Raw genomic sequence first — 22412 nt, forward strand, 5'->3', positions numbered from 1 at the left:
GATCGCGCTTCAGCCAATCGTCGAGAACGTCAAACGCTCCCCGACTTGCTGGCGCACGCCCGACAGCTATGGTCATAGCGCAAGCTCCAATGAAAGAATGAGGACTAAATGGTTTAGAGCCTTGCTCACGCTGCAGGTTTGTTTAACTAAAAATGAGAAACAGCATCTGAATTGTGAGCAAAGATTTACGTTTCTTTACCATCCTTAAATTATACGGATAACCCCCCAGATTTGCCAGGTGAATTGTTAACACAACTTAAAGTTATAAGAGAGGCCGATCCAGTCTGTGAGCGATGCCGTTTGTGAGAATAGATATAATTCCTTAATAGTTCGGGTGCATTTGCTTCCGGCATCCTTGAGATCAGTTCAACGATCTAATGTTATGAAACCAACTAAGCAGCGGGCGATCGCAACGCCCCAGATTGATCCCTCTCTCACGTTGGGTGAGTTTGCGCATAGGGTAATAGGTGAGCAGTATCAGGCGGTTGTGAAACAAGAAAAGAAAGTCATCGCCGACAAAAATCCAGAGCATCTCCACGACATGCGGGTGGGTACTCGTCGGTTGCGTACCGCGCTTCAGGTATTCGATCGGGCGATCGCCATCCCCAAAGCGGCAACAGCAAAGCGGGTTGGCTCACTTTCTAGAGTGCTGGGCACACTGCGCGATCTGGATGTGCAGACGGCAGATCTCAAGGAGCGTTACCGCCCCAACCTTGCTGAAACGGAGCAGCGATCGCTGGATGAGGTTATTGCCGGACTCAATAAAGAGCGGCGTGTAGCCTTTGCAGATGTCGAGGATGCCTTGACGCGATCGCGCTATCAGCACTTAAAAATTGATTACGAAGCCTGGCTGAGCCATCCCCGCTACACACTGCTGGCAACCCAACGCTTACTACCACTGATTCCAGATTTGTTGAGCCCGCTGCTTTCGACGCTACTCTTGCATCCGGGCTGGCTTGTGCAGGCAGATGCGTCTGATGCTGCCAGTGAAGACCTGCATGATCTTCGTAAAGCCTGTAAGCACGTTCGCTATCAAGCCGAGTTTTTTGTGCCGTTTTATAGCGAAGCGTTTCAAGACTGGATTAAAGAGATCAAAACAATCCAATCCAAGCTAGGGACGTTGCACGATAGCCAGGTCTTGCAAACGCTACTGGCGAAGTATTTACCGAAGCACTCCAAATTGTGTGATCTGGAGGCAGCCGTGAAGCAAACTCAGACAGAAGCCTTGGCACATTGGGACTCTGTGCGTGAACGATATCTGGAGCCAGCGTTTCGCCAGCACTTACATTACCTGCTGCTGGAACCCTTTGGAGCCGAGACGCCTGCTGCAAAACGCCGCTACGCGTGACGATTCATTCTCACCACCTTGCTGCCATCCTGCCTGTGACGGGTGCGATCGCCACAGCCTCCAGCACTGAGTTACTGCGTTTGTTAAGAGAAGCCGTTCAGCAAGCCGGACTGGACGCAGTGGGAGATCTTGCCACAACCTTTGAACCTCAGGGCGTTTCAGTCGTTTTGATCCTGAAAGAATCTCACGTCGCCCTACATGTTTGGCCGGAATGTAACAAAGTCTCTGTAGACATCCATGTCTGCGACTATCATCAGAACAACCTCCCCAAGGCGGAGAACCTTGCCGAACGGTTGACGTTGATGTTGACTGGGAGAAGGGATCGATCGGGCTGGAGTTATTTGGGGTTGAAGGGATAAAGGATGAAGGATAAAAGATAAAGGATGAGGAAGAAAGGATAAAGGATGAAGGATGAAGAATAAAGGATGAAGAATAAAAGATATAAAGATAAAAAATAAAAAATAAAAGTTTTGAGTTTTAAGACAGGGATGAGGGATGGAGCTTACTTCCGCTTTGTGGTGGGATAAAAGTTTTGAGTTTTGCCTTCAGCCTTTCCCCTTTAGCCTTTCCCCTTTAGCCTTTCCCCTCGCCTCCCCATTCCCCCTAATGTCTACTTTTACTGAAGCTCAACTCCGTCAACTGCGAACAAACGATCGCCTGAAATACCACGGTGTTGAGTGGCGGGTCAACGACTACAGTACCTACACCGACGACAACGGTTATGAAACTGAGGAATGGTTGCTGAAGTCGCTGACAGGAAAGGAGTATTACCTGCTGCGGGAGATTGATCCAGCCAACCCGGATGGGCCAGTGCATTGGTTTCTGGCGGAAACTGTGCGGAATCCGGCGCTGTATGAACCAGAGTCAGCCAGAGATTTGACAATGACTCTGGCGGCAGACATGCGATCGCACCGTGAGCCGTATCCAACGCTGAGGATGTATAACCGCACTTACGAGTTTGAGTCACAGACGCAGGGTAATTATGAATCCGATGGTGAGTCGCGCATCCGCACAACCTGGGACTACTGGGATGCACCCTACCTATGGAACCTGGCGCTGGAGGCATGGCCGAACAATAAGCTCGTGGTGTATTCCACCCGCGAAGTCCAGCCGGAGGATTTCACTGATGTTCAACAGGGTGCTGTGGTTCAACAGGGAGTTGGCTTTGCCAGTTCTTTTAACACGTCAGTCACTTCAACGGGTATCTCCGCCGATCGTGCCAAAGAATATGTGATCGCCTGGGGCATGGTGATTGTTGGTTTCCTGCTCATGATGTTTGGTATTTGACCGCCCATGCCTACTTCGCTTTTCATTGAACATGCCGCCAACGGTCTTGCGTTCTATCTCAATGGAGATTTGCAGTTTGATACGGCAGACGAAGCGATTTATCACGAGCATTTGGTTGTGCCCGCGATCGCCCTGGCCGCACAGCGTTTTCCTGATACTCCCCTACGGGTACTAATCTGTGGCGGCGGTGATGGCTTGGCCGCGCGGGATGCGCTGCGCTTTCCTCAGGTTAGCGAGGTTGTTCTGGTTGATTACAGTGCAGCGGTGCTGGAACTGGGCAGAACCGTTTTCAAGCCGTATAACCAGGGCAGTTTGACGGGTGAATCCAGGTCAACGTTGGGAGCCGATCGGGTCTCGGTTCACACCCAGGAGGCTTTTGCCTTCGTCACTGCGTTACCCGATGCCTGCTTTCATGCTGTTATTTGCGACTTTACCTTCCCGACCGCGCTCGAAGACACGCAAGTTTATAGCCGCGAATGGTTTGAGCAAGTGGCACGGGTGCTGGTAAGCGGTGGCGTGATGAGTACAAATGGGGTATCGATCGAACGACGCACGCTGGGCTTTTGGTGTTTGTATCAAACGGTGCGATCGGCAACATTGGATGCCAAACCGATGCAAGTGGGTATTCCGTCCTTTCGGCGGCAGGGGTATGGCGATTGGGGCTTTTTGCTGGCATCTAAGGGGGCGATCGATCGCTCAGAACTGGAAGCGCTGGTCTTTCCTGACAACCTGCAAGCGCTTTCCAACGACTGGATTAAGGTGTTTCATATTCGCCGGGAGATGGCTGAACTGCGCCAAACGGTTCCTCTTCACACGCTGGCATCTCCCTGCCTGCTCTATTATTTACTCAATCCAGGTGCTGTTACTGAACCGTCAAAGGTGCTGGAGTCTATAGACTTCCTAGATTTGCAGGAGACGGAAACTTACTTCGTCGAAACCCCAAATTTGCTCGAACTGGATGCGATCGTTCACGTCTGGCTAGAGCAGCTACGTCAACCCGATCGGACGCGACTTCCTAACCCACTGCTGCCAGCGCAACACCACTACCACACGCCCAAAATGACTGAGGAAGGCTTGGGGTATGCTCGATCGCTGCTTGGGCAAATTGAGAGCGATCGACTGTTAACAGCTTTGCTGGAGCGGGCAAAGGAATTGCCACCCAAACTTGCGCAAGACCTCTGGCAGTTGAAAGAAAAACTGCGATCGGGACAACCGTTTACCTATGTTTCTGAGCACACCAACGAGCTTATGATCATGCTGATGGTGACGCTCTTGATGGCAAACACAACCACCCCTGATGCTGTCTTTGCCAAAGGATCGTACTCTAGTGGCGGCTCAAGCTATGGCTCTTCTGGCGACGATGAGAATTTCGGCTGGCTGGGCTTCTGGACGATGGTGATTGGGGGCGTGTGGCTCTGGAACCTCTCGAAGCGGCGCGATGATCAATGATGGCTCAAACTTCGATGCAAGCTTCGACTCGTGAAGGCAGACTGGTATTACGGCAACTGGACGACTGCGATCGAGCCTGCTGGGATACGCTGCTGCAAGACAGCCCCACTGGATGTTTTATGCAATCCTGGGCATGGTCAGAGTTCAAGGCGCTGGAAGGCTATCAGGTGTTTCGCTACGGCGTTTTTGTGGAGCATCAAGCGGCTGAGAATCAATTGGTCGGCGGCAGTATCTTCTATTTTTACCCGCGTCCCCACACAGCCAATTTACTGTCGGCTCCCGGTGCACCGTTTGTGTTGCCAGGGTTTGAAGCGATCGCGATGCCGTTACTGCTGCTGCAAGCCGAAACGTTAGCAGCAGCACTGGGCGCGATCGCGCTTCGGATCGAACCTCTACTCACCGAAAAACCCGCCTTTCTCCAAGGCTTTGTCCGTGCTCCAATGGACATGCTGCCTTCAGAAACCCTGCTAATTGACCTACGCCCAACGGATACCGAACGGCTGGCAGCCATGAAACCCAAGGGTCGTTACAATCTGCGGTTGAGTCAGCGTCATGGTGTGACCACTCAGTTCACTACGGATTCCCAAATGATCCCGATCTTCTACGATTTGTTCTGGGAAACGGTGGCACGGCAGCAGTTTTTTGGTGAACCCTACGGGTTTTTCATCAACCTATGCCAAACGCTATTTGCAGCCAATCTCGCAGAAATCGGGCTGGCAACCTGGCAGGGCGAAGTGCTATCGGCAATCCTGGTGGTGTATTGGGGCGATCGGGCAACTTACCTCTACGGCGGTCGTAGCCCAAGCCATGCCCACGTCATGCCCAATTATGTCCTCCACTGGGCCGCCATGCAACGCGCTAAAGCTAAAGGCTGCACACTCTATGACTTCTACGGCTACACCCAAGACCCGACTCATCCCTACGCCAAGTTCTCTCAATTCAAACGCCAGTTCGGCGGCACGCGTGTAACGACGATCGGCGCTCACGACTTCTTCTTCTACGATCGTCTCGCTGACACGTTGATTGGGCTGCTGCAAAGAAGTGACGTGAGAGGTGAGAGGTGAGAGGAGTCAGATTAACTTATCCCTCTCTTCGTCTCAAAACTCTCTAGCTTGTCAGCGCTACTCAAAACTCAAAACTCTCTAGTCTGTCGGCGCAGAGCGCTACTCAAAACTCAAAACTCAAAACCTCCCTCCCATGCCCGAACTCCTCCGCCCCATCGGTATTACTGTTCTCGACATCGCGATCGGCTTCGCTATTTTCTGGCTGGGGCAGTTGGCGTATCAGACTCTGTTCCGGCGGATGGAGCTGAATCTAGAACTCTTTGTGCGGGACAATCCTGCAGTGGCGATCGCTTTAGTCGGTTATTACTTTGGTATCGTGATCGCTTTGGCGGGAGTGTTGGATAAGAGTGGGGCGAACTGGCAGGAGCGATCGCTCAATTTAGCCAGCTATGGGGCGGGCGTGATTGTCTTGATGTTGCTGGGAGCCTGGGTGGGCGATCGGCTGATCATGCAGCGGTGTGATGGCGCACGGGAGATTTTGGCAGAGCAGAATGTGGGGGCTGGGGCTGTGGAAGCGGGTCTTCACATTGCGAATGGGCTGATTCTTAGCACAGCGTTGGGCGGACAGGGGGGCACCTACATTGTCGGTATTGTCTGTTGGGTGGTTGGGTTGGCGGTGCTGGTGCTGGTCAGTTCGCTTTACCCGCGAGTCGCTCACTACAATGTGTTTCGCGAAATCTGTAAGCGCAACAATCCAGCGGCAGGGGTGGCGTTGGCAGGGCTGTTGGTTGGCACAGGCAACATTGTGCGGATTGCCTTCGCGCCGGAGTTTCAGACCTGGCAGCAGAGTGTGCCGCAATATGGTTTGGTGCTGGGCTTGTCGCTGATTGCCCTGGCGGTGATTCGCTGGATTGCCGATTGGGTGCTGGTGCCTGGCGTGAAGATCTCGGATGAGATTGTGAATCAAGCCATCCCAAATCTCGGTGCAGGGCTGATCGAAGCCTTTGCCTACATCGGTGGCTCCTTTCTCATCGCCTGGAGCTTATAAAAGCTCAGTGTTGCAGTCATTTGCAGGGAGTTGCAGTCATTTGCAGGGGCGGGTTTAGCAGAGCTGTTCGCTGGTTTGCTATGACTCTAAGAACGAAACCCACCCCTACAGGCCTCTGCCATGCCCCGCCCTGCACTGAAAGTGCGGGCTAACAGAACAAAGTCCTCTCAAGAGGACTGCAAAAATCTTTCAACCCGTTGAAACGGGTTGATTCCGTTAGCCCGGATTTTCAATCACGGGCGGGTGAGCCAGCTTTTCAGGGCTTCTGTCCGTCAATCAGGCTCTCAGCGCTAAATTTCTAAGCTGACTGCTGACCGCTGTTAGCTGACCGCTCTTCCCAACATGGCCTACATCAACCCGGCTGATTCATACAAGCGCTTCAGCACAGCGAGAATTTTGTCACCATACTGTGGATCGGCTGCCCAGCGTCCATTGAGCTGCCCGACGAGCGGGGCAACGCCACGAGCAACGAAGTTAAAGCGTGGATCGACGACTGCCTGTACCAGGGGTTCTGTGTTGGCGTAGGCTTTCAGGTGCTGAATTTGTGCCCGAACGCCAAGCCGAGCGCTGGAAAAAGACGCTCCCTGCGAATCGCCCGTATCTGTCCCCAACCCGCCAAAGTTGTTTTGCTCTGGCTTTACGGCACCGCTAAAGCGTAGAAAATCGGTTTCCAGGCACATTTGTGAGAAGGCGATATCATAGTTGATGCCTTCAATGCTGCCTTCTTCACGGTACAGTTTGGCTATGTCGGGATACTTGGTCAAAGCAGCTTCGTTGTTTGCCTTGAGGAACATCAACAGTTGGACTTCTGAGGTGCGTCCCTGTCCGGCAATCTTGTCGAACTGACCAGGACAAATCTGCAAGTTTGACTTGAGAGACACTGTACGTTTAGCTTCGTCCCAGGTGACTGAAATATGCCGATCGCGCAAATCAACCGCTCGCACGTACACAATATTGCGATAGGTGATGCGACGCACATTGGGGTCAGTGGACACATCGACTCCCAGGCGATCGACCAAGTCAATGGGCACGTAGGCATTGCCGCTGACCACGATGCCTTGTTCGGCGTAAATTTGACCGTTGATATTAATGTTGCAGGGTGGATAGGTGCCTGGGCCAGGTGTGGGAGTGGGTGTGGGAGTAGGCGTCGGGTTGGGCGGCGACACCGACTGACTCCAGCTTGCCAGCCCATCGACAAGACCCAAGGCGACATTGCGACGCTGATTTTGGATGATGAAGCGATCGTCTGGGTTGGACAGTACTGCCACTTCCATCAAAAGGGCTGGGACGACCAACTGGCGACAAAAGGCAAGGCTACCCAGCCCGGTTGCGGTGTCGGGTCGGGTGCCCCGGTTGGGAAGCGTGGGCACTCGACGGAGCAGCGCCAGGAGTAAGGTTTCAGCCTGTGCTTTGCGTTGATTGTTGTTGGCGATGTAAAATACGGCTGACCCACGGACAGACGGGTTAGAAAAGGCGTCGGTATGAATTTCGAGGGCGATATCGCCAGTGCGGGAGCGGGCGTTAATCCAATCCAGCGTTTGGATGGCGCTCAGGTCATCGGGGACGGACAGGATTTCAAAACCGCGCGATCGCAGTTCTGTCACAATCAGATCGCGTGTCAAGATCATCTCTCTGGCTTCGGTAGTGCCGCCGATGACCGCACCTGGATCGGTGACGCCGTTTTCTTGCCCACCATGCGCTGCTGAAATAAAGATTCGTCCCATCTGACCCTGTTTCCCTTCACGCGTCACGTAGCGATGTTAACTCGCCTGAGAATGTACTGCCCATGTTGTACATCATGGGAGCGGGTTGGGAGAAAAAATCTGAAAGTGGGGTGTGGGGTGGAAGAAGTAGGTAAAAGACACTCGTGCGCCTTTCCGTATCAGATCGCGGTGCCACCCTAACTCCCGCTCGACTAAGCGCTGTCCGCCGCGCCCTCATTGCGCCACCGTTTGAGCCATGAACCGCCGACGCTCATGACGTTTAAGACGGTCGGCGGTCTCTTGCAGTAAGCGCTTCAGAGAGTCCGTGAGTTCCAACATGGCTCAGTGCTCAGCGATTGACGACTCCTCAGGTTACTCCACTAACCTGGAATTATTTGTTTTTTGGAAGTCCCTTAGTCTTCCACATACCAGACCGGCTGCCACCCTTGACGACCGCTCAAAGCGCTCTGGAACGCCTTTTGCTGGAGCTGTTACATAATGCCTGCAAATACACTCCCCCCGGGGAAACGATCACGCTGGCGGCACACGCTACCGCTATAGACTTGGTGCTGAGCGTCAGCAATACGGGGGTCAAAATTCCCACCACCGAATAGGAGCGCATTTTCGACAAGTTCTACCGAATCCCGAACAGCGATCCCTGGAAGCACGGCGGCACTGGACTGAGGTTAGCTTTGGTGAAAAAGCTCGACGCACAGTTGGGCGGGCAGATTCATGTGACTAGTGGCGGTGGTCAAACCACCTTTAGTTTGGAATTTGCGCTGCTGTGACTTTGGCAGCGCCGGGAGAGCTAGCCAGTGTGCAAAGCCAGGAAGCTAAAAGGGTGTCCGTTGCATCGTCAAGCGACCGACGAAACGGCAGCCCTGAAGCCCAAAACCACGGTTGCTTTTGACTTTGGGCGACTGTCGTTTGGACCCGAAATGGCAGTGCATCTCTATGGCACCCCTGGACAGTCCCGCTTTGACTTTATGTGGGACATTCTGATTCAAAAAGCGCATGCTTACATTCTTTTAGTGACAGCGCACCGACCGAGTGAATTTATTGATGCCCGTCGGATTCGTGCGTTTATGTGCCACCGATCGCAGGCACCGATGATCATTGGTCTGACCCATACCGATAGCCCCGATGCCTGGGATCTTGAAAATGCGGCGATTGCACTGGGCTACCTCAGCGCCAACAGGCGACCCCCGATCGTTGCCGTCCATCCCACTGCGTCCGCCTCTGTCGCACAAGCCGTCATGACCCTGGTGCAACACTCGCTGCAAGGTTGCCTGGTTTAGCGAACCGCTCTCTACCCATTGTCTGTCCGCACGCAACATTTAAGACTGGAAGGAAAAATAGTATGGCAGTGACTGGCTATCTGTCAGAGTTCTCGGTGGCGGAAATCTTCAATTTTTTGCACCATGGTAGCAAAACAGGCTTACTCACCATCTGTACATTGTTAGAGACTGAGGATGAGGAGCGCGAGAACCACTACATCTGGTTCAGCCAGGGACGCGTTCTGGCCGCAGCCAATCAACTCGATCAACATGGTTTAGCGTACATGATTGGTCAACGCGGCTGGTTGGGTGAACATACCGCTTTGCGCGTCGCCCAGACGTGTGCTGCCACCACACCCATCGGTTTGAGCCTCAAGTCACAAGGGTTGTTAACGGTCGAGCAACTGAAGCTGCTGTTTTATACCCAGGTAATGCGGCAGGTCTGTCGTTTGTTTGCGCTCAAAGATGGCTGGTTTCAATTTGACGGCAAAGCACCCTTACCGTTTGCCGAAATGACTGGCTTAAATGCGCCTCCCCCGGAAGTGACTCTGACAACCTTGCGGGTACTCAAGGATTGGAGTGCGCTTGTGAGCAGGCTACCAGAACCAACTTCGACCATCATGAGCGTGATCACCGGCAAACCTCAACTGCGGCTAGACCAGGCTGAGTGGCGCCTCTGGGAGTTTGCCAACGGCACCCTCTCTTTGCAAACGATCGCGCAACAATTGCAATTACCAGTAGAGAAAGTGCAGCAGATCGCCTTTCGGTTGGTGACAGCAGGCTTAGTGGAAGAAGTCCCCTTAGCTATGGCGATGCCAGCAGCGCCCACGGCAGAACTACCGCCAATGGCGCTCAAGGCAGAACCACTGCCCATAGAGGCGACTGCGACGGAAGCAACACCTGTCAGTCAATCGTTTCTGCACCATTTAGTGGGTTTCCTCAAAGGCAAGGTTTAACGACATGCCGCACAGTGAGAAAGACAACCAATGACAGCCTCGCCTTGGTAGGAGGCCGAGTCGTAACGGATGTTGTCACGCCTCACCACGATCGGCACGCAATGCCTGTGGCGTACAGGGTAAAGACACGGTGAAGGTGGTACCCACACCCACCTCACTGATGAGGTCAATCTGCCCTTGATGGATCTCCACGCACCGCTTCACGATCGCCAACCCCAAGCCTGTGCCTTGTATGGATTGAGTATTGGAGGCTCGAAAGAAGGAATCGAACAGTTGAGTCTGCTCCGACTGAGAAATGCCAAGGCCCTGATCCTCCACCCGAAGGCTCACCGTCTGTCCGTCCTCGCTGTAGCTGTAATCGAGGTGAATATTGCCCCCGGCTGGTGAATACTTGATCGCATTGTTCAGCAAGTTGACCAGAATCAGGCGGAGGAGATTTTCGTCTAACCAGCTTTCCGAAGCATGATCTGGATGGGTGAAGACCAGCTCATGAGCGTCTGTGAGCTGGAGGGAGCATTCTTCTAGTAAGTCCTGGCATACCTGCTGTAGATTGACGAGGGCAGGTGTAAAGTCTAAGCGTCCTGCTTCAACGCGTCCCATCAACAGCACATCTTCCATCAATTGATTCATCTGTTGGACGGAGCTTTTAATCCGCTGTACATAGCTTTTCATCTTTTCATCGAATAGACCGGCTCCGCGAAGGTCTAGCAGTTCCGCCGCCGTCCGAATCACGGCTAAAGGATTGCGAAATTCGTGAGAGACGGTTGAGACAAATTGAGATTTGAGTTGATTCAGTTCTTGTTCTTTTTCCAGGGCTTTTTGCAATAACTCGCTCTGACGATACGCACTCATATCCCAAAAGACGACAACGACTCCGCTAATCCCCTCCAATTTACGCTGTAGCGGCGAAGCACTATCGCCAATGGGCACGCGATCGCCATTCCGCTTGACTAAAGCCGTAAATTCCTTCAGCAAGGCGACTTCCTGGGTTTTTAAGACTTGAGCCACGGGATGCTCAGCCGGGAGATCGGTCACTTCATCCACCAGACACAGCACCTCAGCCGCATCTTTGCCAAAGGCTTCCGTTTCTCGCCAACCGGTTAAGGCTTCTGCCGCCGGATTCATGAAGGTCACTAAGCCCTGCTCATCGGTCGCCATGACGGCATCATGCATCGAACGCAGCAGCGTTGCTAGATACGCGCGATTGGCTCGGAGGTCTCGTTCTACCTGGTGCTTAAATAGTGCCAATTCCACCGCGACGCGCAGTTCTCCCGGACTGAAGGGTTTCACGACATAGCCCAGGGGCAGCGTATTTTTGGCTCGCTGGAGCGTGTTTTCGTCTGCATACGCCGTTAGAAAGACGATCGGCACATCCTGCTGGCTGCAAATCTGGCTGGCAGCCGTGACCCCATCCATCTCACCTTTTAGCACCACGTCCATCAACACCAGATCGGGTTGAGTGCGGTTGGCTTTGTCGATCGCGGCGGCTCCAGAGGACGCTGTATCGACCACCGTGTAGCCAAGCTGCATCAATTGGTTGGCGATCGTGCGTGCGACGATGACCTCATCTTCAACGACTAGAATTTTGGCTGACACCATTGAAGATCCTTATCATTAAAAAATATTACGCGCCGGAGGTTAAGTCAAGGTTATCACTGCACCTTACCGCTGCCAACGTTGAGTCGTGGCACTCAGATGACCGTTATCTCGCTGTTAATTGAGCTGCGATAAATGAGCCGTGAACAGAGGAGCCAGAGGAAATTGCATGTTGAACGTGGTGCCACCCTGCCGCTCAACGGTCAGACTGCCCTCTAGTTGTTCTACCACTAGATCATGCACCAGTGACAGCCCCATCGACTGGGCATATTCCCAGTGCACTGCTTCGGGTAACCCGATGCCATTATCCTGGATGATGAACTCAACCTGATTGTCGGCAGCGGGATGCAGGTGGATCTGAATGGCACCCTTGCGGTCACCTGGAAAGGCATACTTCAGGGCATTAGAAACCAGTTCGTTGACAATGAGACCACAGGGAATGGCCTGATCAATGTTTAACAGCACGGGGGCAATATCCATCTGTAAGGTGACATGACCGGGCATGATCTGATAGGACGCTAAGAGGTGACTGGACAGGCTGGGAATATAGTCTGCCATGTCAATTTCGCCAAAATCAGAGGAGGCATACAGCTTTTTGTGAATCAGCGACATGGATTCGATCCGGTGCTGGCTTTCTTGCAGAATGTTGATGGTGCTGGCATCGGTGACGCTTTGAGCCTGAAGTTGCAACAAACCAGAAATAATTTGCAAATTGTTCTTGACTCGATGGTGAATCTCTTTCAGCAGCACTTCCCGCTCGTTAAGGCTTTGTCGGAGTTGGTCTTCAGCACGAGTGCGATCGCTCACTTCCTGTTGCAAAGCACGATTGCTCGTTTCTAGCGTTTGCGCGTCGGTTGCCAATTGCTCATAGAGCTGGGCATTCTCAAGGGCGATCGCGGCCTGTGCCGTTAGGGCTTGGAGGATGACAGCCCGTTCAGGGGTAAAGGCATCGGTGGTGAGATTGTTTTCGAGATACAAAATGCCGATCAGTTTGCCATGTCCCTGGATGGGCAGACACAAAACCGACTTGGGCTGCTGCGCCTGCATGTAACGATCGTTGGCAAAGCGTGTTTCCTGGCTTGCGTCTGCCAAAATCAGCGTTTCCTGCTTTCGCGCCACGTATTGAATGAGCGAAATGGGCACTTGCGTCGTTGCTGCTAACGGAATTGACGGTTGAAGGGCGATCGCGGCTGGGTCGGCGGTGCCAGTTGCCTCTACCTGAAGTGTTTCATGGGTTGCCAGTAACAGCGTTCCAGTTTGTGCTCCGGCATTTTGCAGCACCAGGGTCAGCAGTTGCTGGAGCAGTTTTTCTACGTTCAGTTCCCCCGCTAGAGCCTGGGAGGCTTTGATGACTGTTGCCAGATCCAGCGTTTCAGAAGGGTTGCTGCTTGTCGTAGTCAGGGAAGTATGCGGATTGGTAGCGATCGCCTTCGGTACGCCCATCTGTCGAAACAACTGGGAATAGCGTTCCTCTAAAGCTTGCACTTTAGCAGTTGCGCCCCATTTCAGGTAGCCATACCGGGCCTCTTGAAAATAGGCTTTAGCGGCGATCTCCTTGTTATGTTCGAGATAAAACAGGGCTGCTCGTTCGTAGGCTAGCGCTTCTTCTTGGATGTATCCTTGCGCTTTAGCTTGGGTAATGGCGCGATCGTAAAACTCTGTGGCTTGCCAATCTTGACCCAGGACACGCGCCTTTTCTGCTTCTACTAGGTCAAAACGATGCTGGTTGTTCATGGGGGCATGGTGCGTCCAATGCTGCATTTGTTGTTGATTAGCAGCCACTTGCTCTAAATACTGCTTCTGTTGAGTCCGATTGACCTGGGAATAATGGGCAAGCAGCGTCAGGGAATGGTAAAAGTTTAAGATACCAACCTGAATGAATCCAACGGCTGCTCCCAGTTGCTCATGGGCCAGAGCTGCGTTTTGAAGTGCTAGAGTATAGTCTCCAAAGTGGTAAGTCAACAATGTCTTAGCGGTGTAGAACATGAATAGAACAGTTCCACTTTTCGCTGCAATTAGACGAGGTAATTGTTGAGTTTCATTGAAGCTTTCACCTAGCAGCAGCAGGCGATCGGAAACACCACCTTGAAAATTTTGTCCCAGTTGCCGCCAAACCTGTGAAAAATTGACAGGATTTTCTTGCTTAATTTGAGCACATAGATCAATATAAACAGCTTGTTTTTGAATGGCAAGCGTTAGGCTTTCTTCAGTAAAAAACAAATACGCACACAAGTTCGCTGCACAGTAACCGCCCCATTCAAAGTCTCCACTTTCTAAACCACTTTGTATCCCTTGTTGTAGGGGCGTAATACTATTACAGGCATGTTCTTTCCAGGTACGAATATTAGAATTGAACAGGTTATAAACCTTTGCCTTCAATTCTTTTGCATCAAATTTCTCTAATAAATCGAGTGCAATCAAGCCCGCTTGATAACCAGTCTCTAGCTGATTGAAGCCAACTAATAACAGCCCATAAAACCCATAGGCAAACGATGATAGCTTGGAATTGCCATGCTCAAGGCATAGATGAATCATGGTAATAATAATCTGTGGAAAAATCTCTGGTTTTGCCATGAATACAGGCGCACAGAGATTTTTCAAAATTTGCATTGCAGCAAGCTTATAGCGATCTGTCATTATAGGCAGATGATTTAAAGACTTCAGATCTGGTAAATCAACAATCAAGTTTGTGCTACTTTCTAAAGGAAGGAGGATAATCCCCAAGTCTTCTAATGCTTGTAGCCCAATTTCAATCACGTTGACGATCTCCAACTGAGCCATGCAGATTTGCATTTGCACTTCATAAACTTTGATGCGATCGAGTAAGTTTTTGGCCTGTTGAAGCGAGGTTGTAGTCAGCGCTATTGAACGCTCAAAATTCACATTGAGGTATTCTGCTTCTGCGGCTGCAATATGTAGCGTTAACGTCAAGTCATAGTGCTGTTGCCAGCTATCAGGTGCTAATAACTCTAGTCCAACCTGAAGATAACGTGCAGCAGCAGCATAGGCTGTGGCTGCTTTTGTCTTTTCACCTGCAACGAGGTTTAATCGAGCCAGTTCATCCCGTTCTGCTTGGGTTTTGATCAGATCTCGGCTCAAGTTCAACTGGTTAACACCATCAAGAAATCTTTGTCCCTGTTGCGCTAAGGCTCTATTTTGCAGCAATTGTTGCCCAATCTGGCGATGAATTAAACTCCGCTCTACTTCTGAATTGAGTGAATAGGCGGCTTGTTGAATCCGATCGTGGGCAAATTTGTATTCCATTCGTAAGGCATCATCTGGTTGAGCCAGGCCCAACTCAATGCGCTTGTAGCGATCGTTTAGCGGAATAATCAAACCGATATTGACCGCTTCTTTAAGCAGGGCAATTGCAGCGGCAGCATCAGGCTTCTGCAGCACGCCCGCCGAATGCAAAACAAACGTCAATGTTTGTAGATCAAACTGGTTGCCAATACAAGCCGCTCGTCGTAACCCTCCCTGAGTGGTTGACTGTAGGCGCTGGATTTTAGCGACCAGCAGCTCTACCACATTGTCTGTAATATTGCGTTGTTGAATCTCTGCGATCGACCATTTCCATTGATTGTGTTGATAGTCAAACGTCAAGAGTTGTTCAACATACAGGACTCGCAGAAATTCATTGACAAAAAAGGGATTACCATCCGTCTTTGTCAGTACCAAATCTGCCAGGGATGCAACCCCTCCTGCCGAATGATTCAGGGTATCTGCGAGTAAGTGTTGGATATCAGTCTTGTGGAGGGAGGAAAGCGCGATCGCCTCGATCGTCGTGCCTGTCTTCTGCATCGCCTCGATCGCCTGCATCAGCGGATGAGTCGCACTCACTTCGTTATCTCGGTACGCCCCAATCAAAAACAAAACCGGGACTTCTGTGGTCATCAATACCTGGATCAACTGTAGGGATGCCATATCAACCCATTGCAAGTCATCCAGAAACACCACTAACGGATGTTCGGGTTGCGCCAAAACTTGAATGAACTGCTGAAACACGCGGTTAAATCGGTTCCTGGTTTCAAGCGGCGGCAGTTCTGGCACAGGGGATTGCTGACCTAAAATCAATTCCAGTTCAGGAATCACGTCAACCATGACCTGAGCATTGGGTTCTAAAGCGACCAATAAGTCTTCTCGCCACTGGCTGAGCTGCGTTTCTGGCTCTGCTAATAGCTGCTCTACCCACCCAGAAAACGCATCAACAAAGGCGGTATAGGGAATATCTCGCTGGTATTGGTCAAACTTTCCCGCAATCAAGTATCCCCGCTGCTGGGTTATGGGTTTGTAGATCTCTTGCACCAACGACGTTTTACCAATACCGGAGTAGCCTGCAATCAGCATGAGTTCACGGGTTGAAGGCGGAGGATTTGCTTGTTTTGTTTCAGTCTTACGTCCTGTCACCCGCTCAAACGCTGCTAGCAGTGTCCCAACTTCTCGCTCTCTGCCGTAGAGCTTTTGGGGAATTTGGAAACGGTCTGAGACATCCTGCTGGGCTAGAGGAAACGCGGAGATATGGCTAGTTGCCTGTAGCTGAGTCAGGCAGGTTTCTAAATCAACCTGAAGACTACGACAACTTTGATAGCGTTCTTCTGCGGTTTTTGCTAGCAGCTTCATCACAATGTCTGAAACTGGTTTTGGGATGGCTGACGCGCGATCGCAGGGAGCAAGGGGACGTTTTGCCAGATGGCAATGCACCAGCTCCAAGGCATCATCGGCTGCAAAAGGAAATTGCTGCGTCAGCAGTTCGTATAACGTGACCCCGAGCGAATAGAAATCCGTGCGGTAGTCGAGCGATCGATTCATCCGCCCAGTCTGCTCGGGCGACATATAGGCGAGTGTGCCCTCTAAACTACTGGGACTGCTCAGGGCTGGGGTTTCGCGCGTAATGCGGCTGGCAATGCCAAAGTCGATCAGCTTGAGCTGCCCCGTCGCTGGATTCCAAACAAGATTAGAAGGATTCACGTCTTTGTGAATCACCTGCTGCTGGTGCACCTGTCCCAAAAGCTCTGCTAACCGCATCCCCAGCGTTAGCACTTCTTTGAGTGAGAGCGATCGCTCCGTGAGCCAATGCCTTAAGGACTCCCCACCAAAATCTTCGAGAAACATGACCAGGGTGTTCTGGTAGGTTTCGATGCCATAGACGTTGATCACCCCTTCCAGATTGAGCGATCGCGTGATCTCGTACTCCTGCCAATACCGTGTCAGCTCGTTCGGCGTGGGATAGTGAGGTTTCAAAACCTTAAACACCAGGGGCTGTCGGTCTTGCTCCCGGATGCCGATAAACCAGGGAATTCGCACTTTCATAGATGCAAGCAGTGATGCAGTAGCCGGGAAGAGACAGCATGGTTTGTTCGCCTTAAGCGCAAGGACGTGCTTATGCTCCTTAGCTTAGAGCACTCCGACTGGAATGCGGTGCAGCGCCTAACTGCACCCAGACTTGATAAGACTGGTCTGACGCTGTGACTAGGACTGCCCCGCTGATCTGTATCAGGTCACCAGAAAAGCTTTATTAAGTATTTACGGCTCCTTGCTGCAGCGGCATTTGAATCACAAACTCAGTGCCCACTCCCGGTGTTGAGGTGCACTTTAATTTACCGCCATGCTTTTCGGTAATAATTTGATGGCTAATGGACAGACCCATACCAGTGCCCTTACCGGCGGGTTTGGTGGTAAAGAACGGGTTGAAAACATTTTGCTGCACCGTTTCCGGCATCCCCCGTCCGTTGTCAGCGATCGCAATTTCTACCCATTCAGCCTTCAGCGCCACGAGGCGAGTGGTACGCACCGTAATCTGGTTCGGCTTGGCTGCAATTTCCTGATACGTTCGGTTCGCGTTGCTTTCCTCTAGTGCGTCGATCGCATTGGCCAGCAGATTCATCAGCACCTGATTCAGCGGTCCAGGATAGCATTCGACGAGTGGTAAAGCGTCGTAGTCCTTGATCAACTGAATCTCTGGACGATCAGAGCGGGCTTTGAGTCGATGCTGCAAGATTAACAAGGTGCTGTCAATGCCTTCGTGGAGATCGACGGCTTTGCACTCGGCTTCATCCAAACGGGAAAAGTTGCGTAAGCTCAAGACGATTTGACGAATGCGATCCGTCCCAATCTTCATGGAATCCAGCGTCTTGATCAGATCCGTCTGTAAAAAGTCCAGATCAACCGCGTCCGCTTCCGCTTGAATTTCAGGCACGGGGTTTGGATAGTGGTGCTCGTAAAGTTGAATCAGCTGTAGCAGATCTTGGGAGTACTCTCGTACGTGAGTGAGATTGCCGTAGATGAAGTTGACCGGGTTGTTGATTTCGTGGGCGACACCTGCCACCAACTGTCCCAGACTCGACATTTTCTCTGCCTGCACCAGTTGCGTCTGCGTCCGCTGTAAATCGTTCAGGGCGTGTTCCACTGCTTCGCGGGCTTCTGTAATCGCCGCAATTTGAGGCAGGCTAGTCCAGCAGGCGATCGCTACCCCCACAAACGCAACCGTCATCAGCAAGATGCTGAAGAGCGCCATATGGCTACCCATGCCGTGGCGCTCCAGTCCCGCTCTGACTAACCAGCCAATGCTGACGGCACCACAGACTAAAAGAATGAGTATCGTCACTTGCAGGGCGATCCAATCAGCTTTGGGTGTACGCAGTGGCTGGCGCTCGCGTTGTTGCCACCAGGTCAGTTGGAGCGGTGCAAAGTGTAGATGCGGTAGCCACAGTCCAGCCAGCCCAACCGCTAACGGTAGCAGTAAGCCTAGCAACAAATCCAGCCAGCCCCATGCCAACCCACCCACCACTAAAACAACCGCCTCGATGCCAAAGAAACCAAGCGATAGCCAGGGCCACCGGGTTTCTGGTCGTTTGCGGCAGACCCACAACCCCCAATGAATCGCCATCATCGACGTGAGGTAGCCTGTGCCCGTGACCATCACCACATGGGCAACATCGCCCCAGACCAGGCAGAGCAGGCTCAGCAAGAGCGTAAACAGCAAGCTGGGTACCAGTACCCCCCGACGCGAAACGGCAGTAAAGACGAGTGGCAGGTAATCATCTTTGGCCAATTGATACAAAATGCGGGGGCAGTTAGACACCGCGGTGGCAGAACTCAGGAGACAACCCGACGTAATCAAAAACGTCACCAACGCCGGGGCTAATGAACCCCAGAAGGGTTGGGCAGCAGCGGTCAGATTGAGATAAGCACTATCTTCTAAGCCTGGTCCGGTGGCCAAGCGCATGACCACCCAAGACCCAACGAAATAAACGATCGGGATGAAGCCAGCCGTCACGCTTAAACAACGGAGCGTCGCAGTAGGCTGACGGCTATCGGCAACAAACGAAGAGGCCGTCTCACAGCCATACACGGCATACACGGCAATAAAGAACCACTTCATCCAATCGATCGCGGTAATGCCTGACCAGGTCTCTGGCAGCAAACCGGGGCTGGTTGGGGCAACGCTGAGCCAGCCAATGCCCTGTAGGCAAAAGGTCACGAGAAACCCGATCGCGGGAAACACAAAGAAGGTGTGCAAAATGCCCAGTGTGCGCGTACCGCTAAACGCGACAATAAAGGGCAGCAGTGTAAAGCCAATGCGGAGCACCAGACTTGGACACGCAATGCCCAACGGCTCTAAGTTTGCCTTAATTAAGTCTGTCAGAATGATGGCATTCATCGGCGGCACCGATACCCAGCCCAACAGGTAACCGATCGCGCCATACCGAGCCACTACGGGAAAGCGCTGGAGCAGGCGCGTCGTATAGTTGGGTGTGCCGCCAGCGACGTCTGGGAAATGCGTCCCCAAACGTTTGACTTGCAGGTTCAGCAATATGCCGACGATTGTCCCAGGTACCCAAACCCAGATGGCTTGTGGTCCTAAAGCGGCGTGCATGGCAGGGGCTGTGCCAAGCCACAAAAGCAAACCGCTAAAACCAAAGCCCCAGGTTTCGAGCGATGTTAAACTGCGTGGCAGTGCTGAAACAGAAATATGTGGCTGACTCATACTGAGCATTAAGAGTGGAGCGCTATTTCTGTAAGATGCCCTCAAGTCAAACTTTTACAACAATGCCGCACCTGAGGCTCCGAACACCTGGGGCGCTTTGTGAGTGTTGGTACTGGAGCGGCGTGAAGGAGTTGGGTCAACAGCGTGCTGAAGGCAGGTAGTTCAAACCGTTGCCGGACTAAGGCCTCGATCGCGACATTGATTAAATCCACCAGATCATGTTTCGTCCGTGCCGCATTCGTCATGCTCTGGCTCATGAGCTGTCGGGCTGCCTGACCAAAAATTTGCAGGTTCAGATAGTGTCGAATGACTGTGAGATGCCGTTTGCGACTCGTCGAAGCATCATAGGCAGACAGACTATCGGTACGAAGTTTCAGGTCGGCAACCATGGCAATATGGCGGGTAATGGTTAAAGGCACAGCCGCGACCGGTACGGCATAGCCCAAGCGCTGAAAGGTCTTCAACAGCACCAGAAAGCGCCACTGCGATGGCTGGCTTTTGGTGACGCGGCTCGACAACAACAGCTCCTCTGGACTAGGTGTGTAGATGGCGGTTAATTCTTGAGCACTCAAGGTACTCTTCAACCGGGGGTAAGCGGTTTCTTGGGGACTGGGCATCCAAACTCCTCACAGACTTACAACGAGACGAAGCAAGTTGGAGAGTAGCAGACAGCCATTGATAAGTTCTACTGAAGGCGGAAAACCTATACTATAGGTGGGTTGGACTCTTTTTGGACTTTGCCATCCTCAAAAGCTCATACTACAGGCGTAATCTTGTAGGGTCTAACACCTCAAAAGCCCGGTCTCGTCGTGGCACTTCTGCCGTCCCCGCAGTGGTTGGCAGCTAAACAAAAGATGAGCAGAAGTGATCAATCGCTCTGCTCCTAAACGCTTGAGTCGCTGCTGCTGTGCATCAACGTTGAGCAAAAGCGGCAAGATCACAGTCTGAAGTTAAGCTAAGAAGAGCTTTCAGGCGATGTCGTACTTAATTGCCAGGAACGGTGTTATACCCCAAAACGCGATCGACATCAAGGCTGAGTCTGCAACAGCAAACTAAACGCTTGAGTCAGGACAGTGATTTGTGCTTCGCTTAATGGTTGAGCAAAATGCTGGTCGATCGCTGGCGCATAAACTTGCCACATCTGGTGTCGCAAGGCTAGTCCTTCTGAAGTAAGGGCGGCAAAAGCACCCCGCCGATCGCTATCACAGTGCTCTCGCTGAACGAAGCCCGCCTGTTCCATGCGATCGACTAAACGAGTCAGGTTGCTGCGCTGCAACACGAGCGCAGCGGCTAATTCATGTAAGCGTAAGCGTCGATCAGGTGCTTCTTCTAAGGCCCACAACACATCATACCAGCTGAGATTAGGCAGATTGGCTTGCTTGAGCGTCTGCTCGATTTGCTCCAGCAAAACCGCATAGGTTTTAAGAAAGAGCCGCCAAGCCGAGTTTTGAGCGGTTGTTAAAGGAACCATTGGTGACAAACCATCAATATAGTTGCAAATGCAATTAGTTTGCGCTAAATTGATTTTAGTTGCAAATGCAATTAGTTTAGCTGTAACGAGACAAGCGTAGCGCGGGTTGGGGTTTAAACCGATGGCTGTTTCTTCTTTAAAATTGGTGAGCCATACACTCTGCCCCTATGTGCAGCGAGCCGTCATTACACTGCATGAAAAGCAAATTCCTTATGAGCGGGAATATGTGGATCTCGCACAGAAGCCTGATTGGTTTCTAGCGCTTTCACCGTTGGGTAAAGTGCCGCTGCTATTGGTTGGCGACGCGGTACTGTTTGAATCGGCAGTGATCTGTGAGTATCTGGATGAAGTGACACCGGGTTCACTCCATCCGGTTGATCCGTTGCTTAAAGCGAGGCATCGCGCTTGGATCGAGTTTGGATCAAGTATTCTGAATGCGATCGCGGGTTTCTACAGTGCCCAAGATGAACCGACGTTTGTAGCCAAAGGACAGGAATTGATCCAAAAGTGGCAAACGTTAGAAGATCAACTACAGGAAGGCCCCTTTTTTAGTGGCGATCGCTTCTCTCTAGTGGATGCTGTGTATGGTCCAATTTTTCGCTATTTTGTCGTGTTTGAGCAGTATCAGGATTTTGGGTTCTTTGCAGAGACACCCAAGGTGATGGGTTGGCGAGACGCTTTGCTTAGTCGCCCATCGGTTATGGAAGCCGTGCTGCCAACCTACGCACAACTGTTGCACGAGTTCTTGCTCAAACGCCATTCTCATTTGACCCAGATCATCCAAGCCACTCTATAAGGGGTTGAGCGAGATACGTGCGATTTTTGATCGTATCGCTTGAAACGTAGACTAGATAGGCGCTTTAGCCTTTTCGCTTCTAGCCCTGATCACTGAAAGCCTTGTCTAGTAAAGATGCGGACTACTTTTGGCCTTTGTACTAATGCAAGACGACTAGTACACAGCCTAATTTCTGCTTGATTCGTCGTCTGAAACCCGCATTCTACCGTCGCCCTTCTGCTCGTCCAGCAGCTATCCGATAAAAATAGCTGTGTTGTGAGCTAAACGCTGAAAACCTTGCTCAGCATAGCTTTAGTACCCATATGATAAACTCTCGCACGTATCTCGGCTCAATGCCGTATAACGATGAGCAACACCTCGACAAGCAGATCCATGACGTCCTGGCAGAAATGGGCTTTCAGGCAGCTTTAGAGTGTTGTTTTATTGAAGTCGATGTCACAGAGATCGGCACGGAGCGCAGTTGGTAATACTTGAGCGCTCTACCCCGCTG

The 22412-nt window shown here is 51.8% G+C and carries 17 protein-coding genes and 2 pseudogenes; 12 read left to right on the forward strand and 7 right to left on the reverse strand.

The window, feature by feature from the left end:
• The 7 genes from C7B82_RS33350 to C7B82_RS25030 all read left to right on the forward strand — a co-directional run.
• Window positions 1-208, forward strand: a 208-nt coding sequence (locus C7B82_RS33350; protein WP_219904685.1) for a hypothetical protein, incomplete at its 5' end; no start/stop codon positions are given.
• A gap of 174 nt (window positions 209-382) precedes the next feature.
• Window positions 383-1348: a CHAD domain-containing protein gene (locus tag C7B82_RS25005; protein WP_106259484.1), complete on the forward strand. Its 966-nt coding sequence runs from the start codon at window positions 383-385 to the stop codon at window positions 1346-1348.
• Window positions 1345-1707 (forward strand): S-adenosylmethionine decarboxylase family protein, encoded by a 363-nt coding sequence (locus C7B82_RS25010; RefSeq protein WP_219904686.1) that lies wholly within the window; start codon window positions 1345-1347, stop codon window positions 1705-1707. The genes C7B82_RS25005 and C7B82_RS25010 overlap by 4 nt, the downstream gene beginning before the upstream one ends.
• Before the next feature lie 247 nt (window positions 1708-1954).
• On the forward strand, window positions 1955-2635 hold the full coding sequence (locus tag C7B82_RS25015; protein ID WP_181357660.1) for a DUF4178 domain-containing protein: 681 nt from the start codon (window positions 1955-1957) through the stop codon (window positions 2633-2635).
• A gap of 6 nt (window positions 2636-2641) precedes the next feature.
• On the forward strand, window positions 2642-4084 hold the full coding sequence (locus C7B82_RS25020) for a spermine/spermidine synthase domain-containing protein (RefSeq protein ID WP_106259487.1): 1443 nt from the start codon (window positions 2642-2644) through the stop codon (window positions 4082-4084).
• Window positions 4084-5148: a lipid II:glycine glycyltransferase FemX gene (locus C7B82_RS25025; RefSeq protein ID WP_245940081.1), complete on the forward strand. Its 1065-nt coding sequence runs from the start codon at window positions 4084-4086 to the stop codon at window positions 5146-5148. Before C7B82_RS25020 ends, C7B82_RS25025 begins: the two co-directional genes overlap by 1 nt.
• Window positions 5149-5281: 133 nt before the next feature.
• The gene (locus C7B82_RS25030) at window positions 5282-6136 is read left to right on the forward strand and encodes a DUF350 domain-containing protein (RefSeq protein WP_106259488.1); all 855 of its coding nucleotides are present in this window, start codon (window positions 5282-5284) and stop codon (window positions 6134-6136) included.
• Window positions 6137-6483: 347 nt separating this feature from the next.
• On the opposite strand, the gene tftA is transcribed toward C7B82_RS25030, so the two are convergent.
• Together tftA and C7B82_RS33975 are read right to left on the reverse strand one after the other, a co-directional pair.
• Window positions 6484-7860: a hormogonium tapered terminus morphoprotein TftA gene (gene tftA, locus C7B82_RS25035; RefSeq protein ID WP_106259489.1), complete on the reverse strand. Its 1377-nt coding sequence runs from the start codon at window positions 7858-7860 to the stop codon at window positions 6484-6486.
• Between the two features lie 141 nt (window positions 7861-8001).
• A pseudogene (locus tag C7B82_RS33975) lies at window positions 8002-8175 on the reverse strand (ISAzo13-like element ISMae28 family transposase); the annotation flags it as partial.
• A gap of 110 nt (window positions 8176-8285) precedes the next feature.
• Here C7B82_RS33975 and C7B82_RS34820 point away from each other — a divergent pair.
• The 3 genes and pseudogenes from C7B82_RS34820 (at window position 8286) to C7B82_RS25050 (ending at window position 10072) form a co-directional block, all read left to right on the forward strand.
• Window positions 8286-8627: pseudogene (locus C7B82_RS34820) on the forward strand (sensor histidine kinase).
• A 60-nt stretch (window positions 8628-8687) separates the two neighbouring features.
• Complete coding sequence (locus tag C7B82_RS25045) at window positions 8688-9137, forward strand: GTP-binding protein (protein WP_245940082.1); 450 nt, start codon at window positions 8688-8690, stop codon at window positions 9135-9137.
• A gap of 62 nt (window positions 9138-9199) precedes the next feature.
• Window positions 9200-10072, forward strand: coding sequence for a DUF4388 domain-containing protein (locus C7B82_RS25050; RefSeq protein ID WP_106259490.1), 873 nt, complete (start codon window positions 9200-9202; stop codon window positions 10070-10072).
• A gap of 75 nt (window positions 10073-10147) precedes the next feature.
• Here C7B82_RS25050 and C7B82_RS25055 read toward each other — a convergent pair whose 3' ends face one another.
• The 5 genes from C7B82_RS25055 to C7B82_RS25075 form a co-directional block, all read right to left on the reverse strand.
• Window positions 10148-11668 (reverse strand): hybrid sensor histidine kinase/response regulator, encoded by a 1521-nt coding sequence (locus C7B82_RS25055; protein ID WP_219904688.1) that lies wholly within the window; start codon window positions 11666-11668, stop codon window positions 10148-10150.
• A gap of 117 nt (window positions 11669-11785) precedes the next feature.
• A complete protein-coding gene (locus C7B82_RS25060) occupies window positions 11786-16978 on the reverse strand; it encodes an AAA family ATPase (protein ID WP_106259492.1) in 5193 nt (1730 codons plus the stop codon).
• A gap of 205 nt (window positions 16979-17183) precedes the next feature.
• Window positions 17184-19655: an ATP-binding protein gene (locus C7B82_RS25065; protein WP_106259500.1), complete on the reverse strand. Its 2472-nt coding sequence runs from the start codon at window positions 19653-19655 to the stop codon at window positions 17184-17186.
• A 41-nt stretch (window positions 19656-19696) separates the two neighbouring features.
• Window positions 19697-20272 carry a DUF4158 domain-containing protein gene (locus tag C7B82_RS25070; protein ID WP_219904689.1) on the reverse strand — a complete coding sequence of 192 codons (576 nt, stop codon included), beginning with the start codon at window positions 20270-20272 and terminating at the stop codon, window positions 19697-19699.
• A 410-nt stretch (window positions 20273-20682) separates the two neighbouring features.
• Window positions 20683-21126, reverse strand: a complete 444-nt coding sequence (locus C7B82_RS25075) for a MarR family winged helix-turn-helix transcriptional regulator (RefSeq protein ID WP_106259493.1) — start codon at window positions 21124-21126, stop codon at window positions 20683-20685.
• A gap of 121 nt (window positions 21127-21247) precedes the next feature.
• Here C7B82_RS25075 and C7B82_RS25080 point away from each other — a divergent pair, with 121 nt between their 5' ends.
• On the forward strand, window positions 21248-21922 hold the full coding sequence (locus tag C7B82_RS25080; protein WP_106259494.1) for a glutathione S-transferase family protein: 675 nt from the start codon (window positions 21248-21250) through the stop codon (window positions 21920-21922).
• A 332-nt stretch (window positions 21923-22254) separates the two neighbouring features.
• Entirely contained in the window at window positions 22255-22389 is a 135-nt protein-coding gene (locus tag C7B82_RS34420) for a hypothetical protein (protein WP_281259043.1), read from the forward strand.
• Window positions 22390-22412: the final 23 nt, after the last annotated feature.

This window comes from Stenomitos frigidus ULC18 (genome assembly GCF_003003795.1).
GTDB classification, from domain to species: domain Bacteria; phylum Cyanobacteriota; class Cyanobacteriia; order Leptolyngbyales; family Leptolyngbyaceae; genus Stenomitos; species Stenomitos frigidus_A.

Coding starts and splice junctions, on each gene's coding strand:
- C7B82_RS25005 (WP_106259484.1), top strand. CDS start 383: ATGAAACCAACTAAGCAGCGGGCGATCGCAACGCCCCAGATTGATCCC.
- C7B82_RS25015 (WP_181357660.1), top strand. CDS start 1,955: ATGTCTACTTTTACTGAAGCTCAACTCCGTCAACTGCGAACAAACGAT.
- C7B82_RS25020 (WP_106259487.1), top strand. CDS start 2,642: ATGCCTACTTCGCTTTTCATTGAACATGCCGCCAACGGTCTTGCGTTC.
- C7B82_RS25025 (WP_245940081.1), top strand. CDS start 4,084: ATGGCTCAAACTTCGATGCAAGCTTCGACTCGTGAAGGCAGACTGGTA.
- C7B82_RS25030 (WP_106259488.1), top strand. CDS start 5,282: ATGCCCGAACTCCTCCGCCCCATCGGTATTACTGTTCTCGACATCGCG.
- tftA (WP_106259489.1), bottom strand. CDS start 7,860: ATGGGACGAATCTTTATTTCAGCAGCGCATGGTGGGCAAGAAAACGGC.
- C7B82_RS25050 (WP_106259490.1), top strand. CDS start 9,200: ATGGCAGTGACTGGCTATCTGTCAGAGTTCTCGGTGGCGGAAATCTTC.
- C7B82_RS25060 (WP_106259492.1), bottom strand. CDS start 16,978: ATGAAAGTGCGAATTCCCTGGTTTATCGGCATCCGGGAGCAAGACCGA.
- C7B82_RS25065 (WP_106259500.1), bottom strand. CDS start 19,655: ATGAGTCAGCCACATATTTCTGTTTCAGCACTGCCACGCAGTTTAACA.
- C7B82_RS25070 (WP_219904689.1), bottom strand. CDS start 20,272: ATGCCCAGTCCCCAAGAAACCGCTTACCCCCGGTTGAAGAGTACCTTG.
- C7B82_RS25075 (WP_106259493.1), bottom strand. CDS start 21,126: ATGGTTCCTTTAACAACCGCTCAAAACTCGGCTTGGCGGCTCTTTCTT.
- C7B82_RS25080 (WP_106259494.1), top strand. CDS start 21,248: ATGGCTGTTTCTTCTTTAAAATTGGTGAGCCATACACTCTGCCCCTAT.
- C7B82_RS34420 (WP_281259043.1), top strand. CDS start 22,255: ATGCCGTATAACGATGAGCAACACCTCGACAAGCAGATCCATGACGTC.